Annotated in this window: 7 protein-coding genes and 1 pseudogene; 4 read left to right on the top strand and 4 right to left on the bottom strand. The window is 67.2% G+C overall.

All coding sequences use genetic code 11. The features are described from left to right. Positions 1–3 precede the first annotated feature (3 nt). Positions 4–255, top strand: a pseudogene (locus VNO22_05975) (2-C-methyl-D-erythritol 4-phosphate cytidylyltransferase). A 343-nt stretch (positions 256–598) separates the two neighbouring features. Beyond that, entirely contained in the window at positions 599–2,044 is a 1,446-nt protein-coding gene (locus tag VNO22_05970; GenBank protein HXG60897.1) for a hypothetical protein, read from the top strand. 87 nt (positions 2,045–2,131) lie between these two features. On the opposite strand, the gene VNO22_05965 is transcribed toward VNO22_05970, so the two are convergent. After that, positions 2,132–2,380, bottom strand: coding sequence for a hypothetical protein (locus VNO22_05965; GenBank protein HXG60896.1), 249 nt, complete (start codon positions 2,378–2,380; stop codon positions 2,132–2,134). 459 nt (positions 2,381–2,839) lie between these two features. On the opposite strand from VNO22_05965, the gene VNO22_05960 reads away from it, so the two are divergent. After that, positions 2,840–4,114: a porin gene (locus tag VNO22_05960; protein ID HXG60895.1), complete on the top strand. Its 1,275-nt coding sequence runs from the start codon at positions 2,840–2,842 to the stop codon at positions 4,112–4,114. A 159-nt stretch (positions 4,115–4,273) separates the two neighbouring features. Further along, positions 4,274–5,176, top strand: a complete 903-nt coding sequence (locus VNO22_05955) for a DUF1207 domain-containing protein (protein HXG60894.1) — start codon at positions 4,274–4,276, stop codon at positions 5,174–5,176. A gap of 146 nt (positions 5,177–5,322) precedes the next feature. On the opposite strand, the gene VNO22_05950 is transcribed toward VNO22_05955, so the two are convergent. From VNO22_05950 to VNO22_05940, 3 genes are all read right to left on the bottom strand, one after another. Then, positions 5,323–6,681 (bottom strand): hypothetical protein, encoded by a 1,359-nt coding sequence (locus VNO22_05950; GenBank protein ID HXG60893.1) that lies wholly within the window; start codon positions 6,679–6,681, stop codon positions 5,323–5,325. Between the two features lie 95 nt (positions 6,682–6,776). Then, complete coding sequence (locus VNO22_05945; GenBank protein HXG60892.1) at positions 6,777–8,222, bottom strand: hypothetical protein; 1,446 nt, start codon at positions 8,220–8,222, stop codon at positions 6,777–6,779. A gap of 364 nt (positions 8,223–8,586) precedes the next feature. Beyond that, a partial coding sequence (locus VNO22_05940) for an LOG family protein (GenBank protein HXG60891.1) occupies positions 8,587–8,821 on the bottom strand: 235 nt, incomplete at its 5' end.

Raw genomic sequence — 8,821 nt, 5'->3', positions numbered from 1 at the left:
ACGGTGAAGATCGCCGACCGGTGGGGGCGGGTGGTGGCCACGCCCGAGCGGGCGCGGGTGTGGCACGCCCAGACGCCGCAGGGATTCCGCCGCGAGGTGCTGGCGGCGGCCTACCGCGCGGCCGGCCGGGCGGACGCGACCGACGACGCGCAGCTCGTGGAGCGGGCGGGAGGCCGCGTCCTCGTGGTGCCCTCGAAGGAGCCGAATTTCAAAGTGACGGCGCCGGACGATTTGCGCCGGGCGGAGGCGCTCCTGGCGCGGAGGGGGATCCGCCGCGCCTCGAAGTCCCCGAATTTCGAAGGCGGAAAACCTTGACTGCCCAGGAGGCAAACGTATATTGATTCGGAAACTGACCTAGGGAAAGGGGGTGGGGAGGGGCACCCGCAAGGCCCCGAGGATGCTGGAGGGGGGTTGCAGAGCCGCGCCGGGAACGGTCTTTTCGGGGGATTCGCCTCCACGCGATCTTCCGCGACCCGGACGCAACGCCGAGGTTCATGGATGACCGGCGCCCCGCGCGGCGACACCCAATCGCGGCCGTAAGCGCCGCAGCTCAGTTCCCGGAACGGTTTCGAAGACTCGATAGATAGGGAGGGTTTAGATGAGGAAGTTCACGTCGATTCTTGTTCCCGGCTTCGTTCTGGCCCTCGCGGCGACCGCCGCGGCGCAGGAGAAGCCCGTCACCACGACCAAGGACATGACCGACACGGTGAAGGTCACCGTCCAGGGGAACGTGGTGCTCGATTACGTCTGGCGCGGCAGGGAATTGGCGGCGTTCAAAGCCCCCTACGGCCCCGAAGACACCAACTCGTTCGAAGGGGAAATCGGCCTCCGGTTCAACGTCGATCTGTCCGACAAGGTCAGCGCCGTCGTCGAGTTCGGCAAGGAACGGGTGGACGACATCGGTCCCGGCCCCGGAGGAAGCGGCGGTCAGGTGCTGCCTTTCCTCGGAGACGATCAGACGGATTTCCAGACCATCGTGTTGCGCGAACTCCACGTCAACATCGCGGAGTTCCTGGACCCGTCCCTGCGGCTCCAGGTCGGCATCACGACGTGGAGCTTCGACGTCCGCGGCCGCGGAAGTTCTTTCGCGTTCGACCCGCGCCACTCCCAGGAATTTGCGCGCAATGTCAGCAATGTGGAAGACGGCGCGGGTTCCTTGGCAGTCCGCGGGGTGGCCGACGAGCTCGACCCGGTCGGCGGCTGGCTCCAGTACAAGCGCGACGCCCTCCTGGTGGACGTGGTCTTCCTGCCCATGGTCGTCGAAGGGGGCGAGCCTCAGCAGGACGAGGCGCTGTACGCGGTGGACTTCTTCTATAACCTCGACGACAAGGGCAGCCGGGTGGGCGCCATCCTCGCTCTTTCGACCTTCGGGGATACGCCCCTCGTCTCCGGAAGCGACACGAGCATCTTCACCCTGGGTGGCGGCGCTACGTTGCGCAACCTTGTTCCGAACCTCGAGCTTTACGGCGAAGTCTACTTCCAGTTCGGCAACGCCGGCACGATCGGCGGCGACAGCATCGACGCCGGCGGCATCGCCTTCCAGGTGGGCGCCCTGTATCAGCTCGAGGGCGACCTGGCCCCGTGGGTGGGCGCCAACATCACCTGGATCTCGGGCGACGGCGATGACGACCCCACCGATGACGAGGTCGGCAACTTCCTGAGCTACGAGAACGTGAACGACCTCCTGATCCTCGAGGACATGTACTTCGGCTACGACTGGGACACGAACTACTTCGCCATCAAGCTGAGCGGCGGTCTGGCTCTCAGCGTCGGCGGCGGGAAGAACAACCTCGAGCTTTCCGCCATCCTCGGAATCACCCGGACGGTCGAGGACGTGCAGTTCGCCTCCGGCGGAGAGGACGGATTGGGCAACGAGCTTGACGTCAAGGCCCGCTGGATCCTGACCAAGCAGGCCTCGCTCCACGGCGCGATCGCGTTCCTCTTCAGCTCCGACGTCGTCGAGCAGTCGATGGAAGACCTCGGTATTTCGAATCCGGACGACGGAGCCATCCTCTACACGATCGGCGCGGACCTGCGGTTCTAGGGACGCGCCCGGAGAAACGGTCTTCGTTCTGAAGACTCGAACGGGGCCCCGGCCGCCAGGCCGGGGCCCTTTTCTTTTCCCCCGCGTTCAGGGCCGCGGATGGAGTTCCCGCCCGGGCGGCCTCTCCGCGGGCCGGGCCGGGCGGCGCTCTTCCTCCTCCCGGACCCGTTCCCAGACCAGCCGCCACTCGGGCGCAAGCGGCGGAATCCGGTGGCGGAGGGTCCAGGGTTTGTAGGCTTCCTGGACCGTGACCGGGTAGCGCCTTTCTTCGTCACGGTCCTGAGGTCCGGCGCACGGAGCCAGGAGCCCCCACAAACCCGCCAGCGTCGCGATCATGGCGCCCTTCTTTCTCCCCTCGGTCGGGGCGATCGGGACGAAATCGATGCGCACGCCCCCTGGCTCTCCCGGAATCCGACGCTTTCCCGCCCCGCGCCGTTACGCCGAGGAGGCCGCCGACCCCGCCGGCTCAGAAACGCCCCCGCGCCAGGCGTGCCGCCCGTGTCCATCGCCTGGGCGGCAAGCTCGGCGGTGATGGTTGAGAGCCGCGCATACCCTCCGGTGTCTTTTGACGGGGGTTCCTACCGGACGGTAGGTTTCGGCCCCGGCGGCCCCGGGGGAGATGGGTCATAAACACCTTGATCGCCAAGAAGATAAGCCGCCCACCCCCGCGGAGTGAGATTGGCAAAGGGGTTGCTCATTCCTCGGCGGGTAGGGATAGGGATTCGGTTCGTGGCCGGTGCGGCCGCCCCACCCCTGTTCCGGGGTCGATTCTTTCTTCAGGAGAAAGGAGACGGTATGACTGGGGTTGTGTCCTCCCTCGCATGGGGACTGGCGTGGTGCTGGGCGGCGCTCGGACAGGCCGGACCTCAGGAGCCTTCCGACGAGCTGCGCAAGGAAATCGAGGCGCTCCGCAAGGAAGTCCGGGAACTCCGGGCCGAAAAGGAAGCCGCCCCCGCCCGCGACGAAATGAAGCTGGGCGACGAGCGCACGATCCTGGACGTCCTTCTCGAGGAATCCAAGCTCACCGGCTTCGTGGATGTGGGCGTGGTCTGGAACTTCGACCGGCCGGACAACGGCCTGAACGGAAACGTTCCGGCGGGAGGCTCCGTCCGCGCGTTCGACCGCCGCAGCCGCAGCTTCTACCTCCACAACGCCCAGCTCGCCCTGCGGCGCGACGCCACCAAGGAGCTCATCACGGGATATCACGTGGAGCTTTCGCTCGGCAGCGACGCCAACGTCTTCGCCGCCGCTCCGAGCGCCAACGACGATTACTTCGACGTCCAGGAAGCCAACCTCCAGATCCTGGCCCCGGTGGGAAACGGCCTGGACATCCGCATCGGCAAGTTCGCCACGCTCGCCGGCTACGAAGTGATCGAGAGCAAGGACAACTACAACTACTCCCGGTCGCTCCCCTTCCTCTTCGCGATCCCCTTCACCCACACGGGCGTGCGGGCGAGCTACCAGGCGGCCGAGCCCCTCAAGCTCACCCTCGGTATCAACAACGGCTGGGATACCTATGAAGACACCAATGACGCCAAGACCCTCGAGTTCCAGGCGCTGGTCACCCCGACCCCCTGGCTCACCGTCTCGGCCGTGCTCTACTACGGCGCGGAGCAGCCGCTCAACGTGGGCGGATCCGACCCCGGCGAAAAGCGCTGGCTGATCGATCTTGTCGCGACCGTCTCGAACATCCCGGGACTGCCGGGCTGGACCTTCGGGGCCAACCTCGATCTCGGAGAGGAGGAGGAAGCCTCCGTCATCGACCCCGGCGCCGACGCCGACTGGATGGGCCTGGCCTTCTACGCCAAGTGGCAGATCAACGAGCCCTGGGCCGTCGCGGCGCGCTTCTCGCTCCTGGACGACTCCGAGGGCTTCCGAACCGGCGGCTTCGCGGGCGAGGACAACCAGCTGTCCGAGATCACCCTGACCGTCGAGTACCGGATCTCCAAGGACACGATCGCGCGCCTCGAGTTCCGGCACGACATGTCCGACGAGGACGTCTTCCTGGACCACCAGAACGCCGACGACAGCCAGAGCACGCTCGGCGCCGAGTTCATCCTGGTCTTTTAGAGAAGTCCCTATCTGTCCAGTCTTCGTTCTGAAGACCGGAACGGAGGCCCCGGCCGGCCGACCCGCCGGGGCCTCTTTGTATTTTCCGGCCCGCGGGAGAATCCCCTCGGGATATACTTCCCCTCCGGGGAGGGCGGCCGGAAACGGGAGGGAATGGATGTGATCGAAGCCGCCGTCGTCATCCTGCTTTCCACGCTCCCCCAGTCCCCCGACGCGGAACCCGCGCTCCTCCGCGCCCAGGAAGACTCCCAGGAACCCCCAAGGCTCGTGACCGACCCGCCTTCCTTCGCCCGGGACGACTGGAACCTCGAACTCTTCCCCGACCGCATCCTCTACAAACCCTATCTCGCCGATCCCCGCCAGTCCCGCAGCGGCTCCAAGGTCCAGTTCCCCATCCGCAACCGGGACGGCAACATCAAGATCGAAAACACCCTCGGGGGCTATCGCCCCCTGGCTCTCTGGACCGACGCCCAGGACCCCGACGAGGAGCTTCAGTTCTCGATCGAGGCGGCCGTCTTCTCCCGCTTCGACATCCAGGAAGGCTGGGACATGGACGCCGCCGATTACCGCTTCGGCTTTCCCTTCGTCTACCGCCGCGGCGACCTGGCCCTCAAGGTCCATGTGTGGCACCTGACTTCCCATCTCGGCGATGAATACATGTCCCGCGAGGGCCGCAAGCGCGACAGCTATCACCTGGACGAGGTCGCCTTCGGCGCCTCCCTCCAGCTCGACCCCGCGTGGCGCGCCTACGCCGAAATCGGCGTGGGCTTCTACACGGGCCCCGCCACCGAAAGCGGCCGCGCCCAGGCGGGCCTCGAATGGGTGGGCCGCCCGTGGACCGGCCGCGTCTCCCCCTTCGTCGCCGCGGACTTCCAGACCCGCAACGAGATCGGCTGGGGCTGGAACGGAGCGGTCCTGGCGGGCGTCCTGGCCCTCCCGCGGAACCCCGGCAGCGCCACCTTCCGCGCCTTCCTGGAGTACTACCGCGGCCACGACCAGCAGACCCAGTTCAAGTCGCAGCTCGAACACTACCTCGCCGTGGGCTTCTCGGCGGACTTCTGAGACGTCCCCTCCCGCGAAAAAAAACATGGGCCCCCTTGCGGGGGCCCATAGATAGGAGAGGGGTTAAATGGGTTGCATAGTATGGATCGTCGAGGCGGTCCGGAATCTTGACCGAAATCGGAGGGGCGCGCGAAAAAGAAATCGAATTAGAATCTGAGATCCGCCCCGAAGGCTATCACCTGCGCGTCCGGATCGCGCCCGGGCGTCAGCTCCTCCAGAAGCCGCGAACCGACCAGCCACGCCCCCTTCGCCCACAGACGAAGCGACGCGCTCAGATCCCATGCCGCCCCGAGGTCCGCCTCGGTGCCCCAGTCGTCCTCCCCCGCCCCGAGCGGACTCCCCGTCGCGCCCCTCAGCGGCGCGTCGGCCGCGAAGCGGCCCACGTCCAGCCGCAGCCGGACCGGCCGGCCGTCGATCGAGAACGGACTCCCCCCCAGCGCCGCCCGCAGGAGGGACACGTTCGTATCCACGTCCAGCCCGAACTCCGCCGATTCCAGGACGAGGAAACGGTTTTCGTTCTCGTAGGACTGGAAGGCCTGGTCCACCCGGTCGCCGGGCCGGCGATCGCCGCTGCGGTGCGCGACCGCCGCTTCCAGCCACAGGCTCGGCTCGAAGAGCCCCACGTACCGGAACCCCGCCTGGACGGCGAAGGCGGCCTTGCGGATCCGGCCCGTCAGCCGGCCCCGCTGCAGGTACGCCTCCCCGAAAAGCTCCAGCTCCCGCCCCTCCCCCACGTAGCCGTCCCCCCCGAGCCCCACGGTCACCACCTCCTCGAGGTCCGAGCCGCTTCCGGAAACGAGGGCCCCGAGAAGCCATACGGCCGTCCGCTCCGAAAGAAGCGTGTCGGCCGCCAGGACGTACACCGTCTCTCCGTTCGAATCGACGTCTCCTTCGCCGTAAACCACCCCCGCCGCCCGGACGGAGGCGAAATCCGTGGGACTCCAAAGCGCCCGGATCCCCACCGCCTCCCGGACGTCGCGGTCCACGGTGTTCCGGACGATTCCGCCCGCGCCGGAGAAGCCCGAAAAGAATCCCTCCGTCTCGCCGAGGTCCATGAAGAAAGGTTCGTCGTGCGGGCGATTCCGGAACGTCACGTCCTGCACGCCCACCCGCACGGAGAGCGCCGGCGAGAGAAACTCCCCCGCCTCGACGTAGCCCTGCTTGATCGCGACCGAATCGGTCTCGGGATTGCTCGAAAGGAAAAAGTTCTTCCCCTCGTCGAAGCTCCGGTTTTCGAGCTCCAGGACGGCCGAAACGGCGTCCCGAAGCGTCACGTCCGCCCGCAGCGAGAATCGCCCCGCCCAGGCGTCGGTGGCGCCCCCGGCGGGGGAGAGCCCCGCCAGGGCGGCGGTCGTTGCCTCCACCTCGGCCGAGCGGAAGAAGTAGTGGACGTCGAAGCGCCCGGATAGCTCGATCCGGACGGCGCCGGAGCGATCGGAGCCCGTGGAAACCTGCCCTTCGTCCTGCAGGCCCGCCAGGAGCCCCGCCAGAAGGATCGCCGGCATGGCGGTCACCATAGGGAAACGGGCGGCGACGCGCCAGCAAAAAAAGAAAGGGCCCCGGCGGGACGCCGGGGCCCTTCCGGGAACTCCGTTCGAACCTAGAACTTCAGGTCCACTCCCAGGGTGTAGAGCATTGCGTTGTCCTCGGAGTCCGGGTTGGCCGCGCCGCCCATGGACTCCTCGAGGACGTCCGAACCGGTCAGGAACGCGAAGAGCGCGGTGATCGCGGCCTGCTTGTTGAGAATCCAGCGGGCCCGGACGTCGATCTCGTTGCCGAGCGCGTCCTCGCCGCCGGAGGCGAACTCCACGTCCTCGCGGGTCCGGCAGAAGCCCAGGATCGCCGACAGCTCCAGGTTGTCCTTGCCGCCGGCCACAGAGAGCGTGATTCCGCCGCTCACTTTGATGGCGATGTAGTTGGTGTCCCAATCGAAGCCGAGGTACATGTCCTCGAGAATCGCCAGGTCGTTCACGTTCTCGTAGCTCAGGAAGCGGCTCTCTTCGTCGTCCGTCGGGTCGGTGTCGTCGTCGCCCGACAGAAGCGTGAGGTTCAGGCCCACCCAGGGCTTCAGGTCGCCGCCCAGGCGGTATTCCAGGCCCACCTGGCCGCCGAAGCCGCCGGCGTCGATGTCCTCTCCGCCCACGCGATTGGCGGTCCCGAACTGGGTGTACACCTCGGCGTAGAGCTCGAGGCCCTCGCTCATGCCCTTGAGCACCGCGCCGGCGCCCACCGTGTAGAAGCCGTCGGACGCTGCGTGATCGTGGCGCGCCAGAACGACGCCCAGGCGGCTGCCCTTGCCGACGCCGTCGAGGTTGTACCAGAAATCGACGGCGTACAGAGCCTCGTCGTCTCCCGACGGGCCCCCCTCGATCGTGGCCGGAAGAAGCACGACGTTGAGCGTAAACTGCTGGGCGGTGGGTTCGACGTACGTGAAAACGGCGCCCACGGGCTCAAGCTCTTCCGGCAGACCCGCCCGCACCGCCAAGGTGGCGGGGCCGTCCGCGGTCGGCGTGAGGCCTACATTCCGCGTGATCGACTGCGAATGGCGCGGGTCGAGCGCGAAGGCGCTTCCCCGGCCGCGCACGTCGAACGCCCAGTTGGCGATCCCCAGGCGGAAGGAGAGGGCCGGGGTGAGAAACTCGTTGACCTTCACGCCCGCCTCGCGAAGCTGGATGGGCTCGGCCGTGGGATTTCCCCACTCGTTGATGACGCTCCCATCCACCCGCTTGGTGCCGATCTCGACGACGGCCGAGACCTTCGAGGAGAGTTCCGCGTCCACGCGGACGGCGGCGTATCCTTCGAAGGTATTCTCGTTCTCACCGCCTCCGGCCACCGAATTGGTGAACGTCGTGACCTCTTTGCTGCGCCAGACGTAATCGAGGACGACGTTGCCGCTCACATTGATCTTGACCGTGTCGCCCTGGTCGCGGCTCGTCATGACGGGCCGCTCCCCTTGCTGAGCCCCGGCGGACGCCGCCATGAGGCAGAGGCCCAAAAGCGCCCCCGCGGCGGCCGCCCCCGGGAATCCTTTCGATCGACGACTCATCACTGAACCCTCCATTGATTTCGTTTTCGCCCCCGAACCGGGGGCCTCCCTTCGAATCGGTCAACCTGGCGACTCTCCCCCTCGACCCACCTCCTTTCGCCCGGCCCGGAAGATAGCCCCCGGGCCCCGACCCAAGCTTTCCGCACGTTCCGCCCCCGGCCCCCCGTCGGACCTGGGCGCGGGCCCCTGAAGCGGGACCCTGGCCGCTCGGCCGCTCCGTTCCGGCGCCCTTCCCGGGTCCGGAAAGACGCTCCCGGCGGCATGGGATCTATCGGCGGGAAGGAGCCGGAAGCTTGAATGATTTGTAATTTATAAATTATCCACTACTCCGGAGACGCGAACGCCCCCGATTCGGCCGCGCGACTTATCCCCTCCCCCCGAGCCGCTCCTTCAGATACCGCACCGCCTCCGCCGCCGTGGACCGCACCGCAAAGAGCCGGCCGCCGTAGAGAAACCCCTCCCGCTCCGCCCGCCCCACCCACGCCAGAAACTCGTCGAAATAGCCCGCCACGTTCACGACCACGACCGGCATCCTCAGAAACCCGTTCTGCTTGAGCGCCCAGAGATCCCCCAGCTCATCCAGCGTCCCCCCCCCGCCC

The organism is Planctomycetota bacterium, assembly GCA_035574235.1.
GTDB lineage: Bacteria > Planctomycetota > MHYJ01 > MHYJ01 > JACPRB01 > DATLZA01.
Note: the sequence above shows the minus strand (reverse complement) of the source record. Positions and strands in the feature narration are given on the sequence as shown.

Coding starts and splice junctions, on each gene's coding strand:
- VNO22_05965 (HXG60896.1), bottom strand. CDS start 2,380: ATGATCGCGACGCTGGCGGGTTTGTGGGGGCTCCTGGCTCCGTGCGCC.
- VNO22_05960 (HXG60895.1), top strand. CDS start 2,840: ATGACTGGGGTTGTGTCCTCCCTCGCATGGGGACTGGCGTGGTGCTGG.
- VNO22_05950 (HXG60893.1), bottom strand. CDS start 6,681: ATGCCGGCGATCCTTCTGGCGGGGCTCCTGGCGGGCCTGCAGGACGAA.
- VNO22_05970 (HXG60897.1), top strand. CDS start 599: ATGAGGAAGTTCACGTCGATTCTTGTTCCCGGCTTCGTTCTGGCCCTC.
- VNO22_05945 (HXG60892.1), bottom strand. CDS start 8,222: ATGAGTCGTCGATCGAAAGGATTCCCGGGGGCGGCCGCCGCGGGGGCG.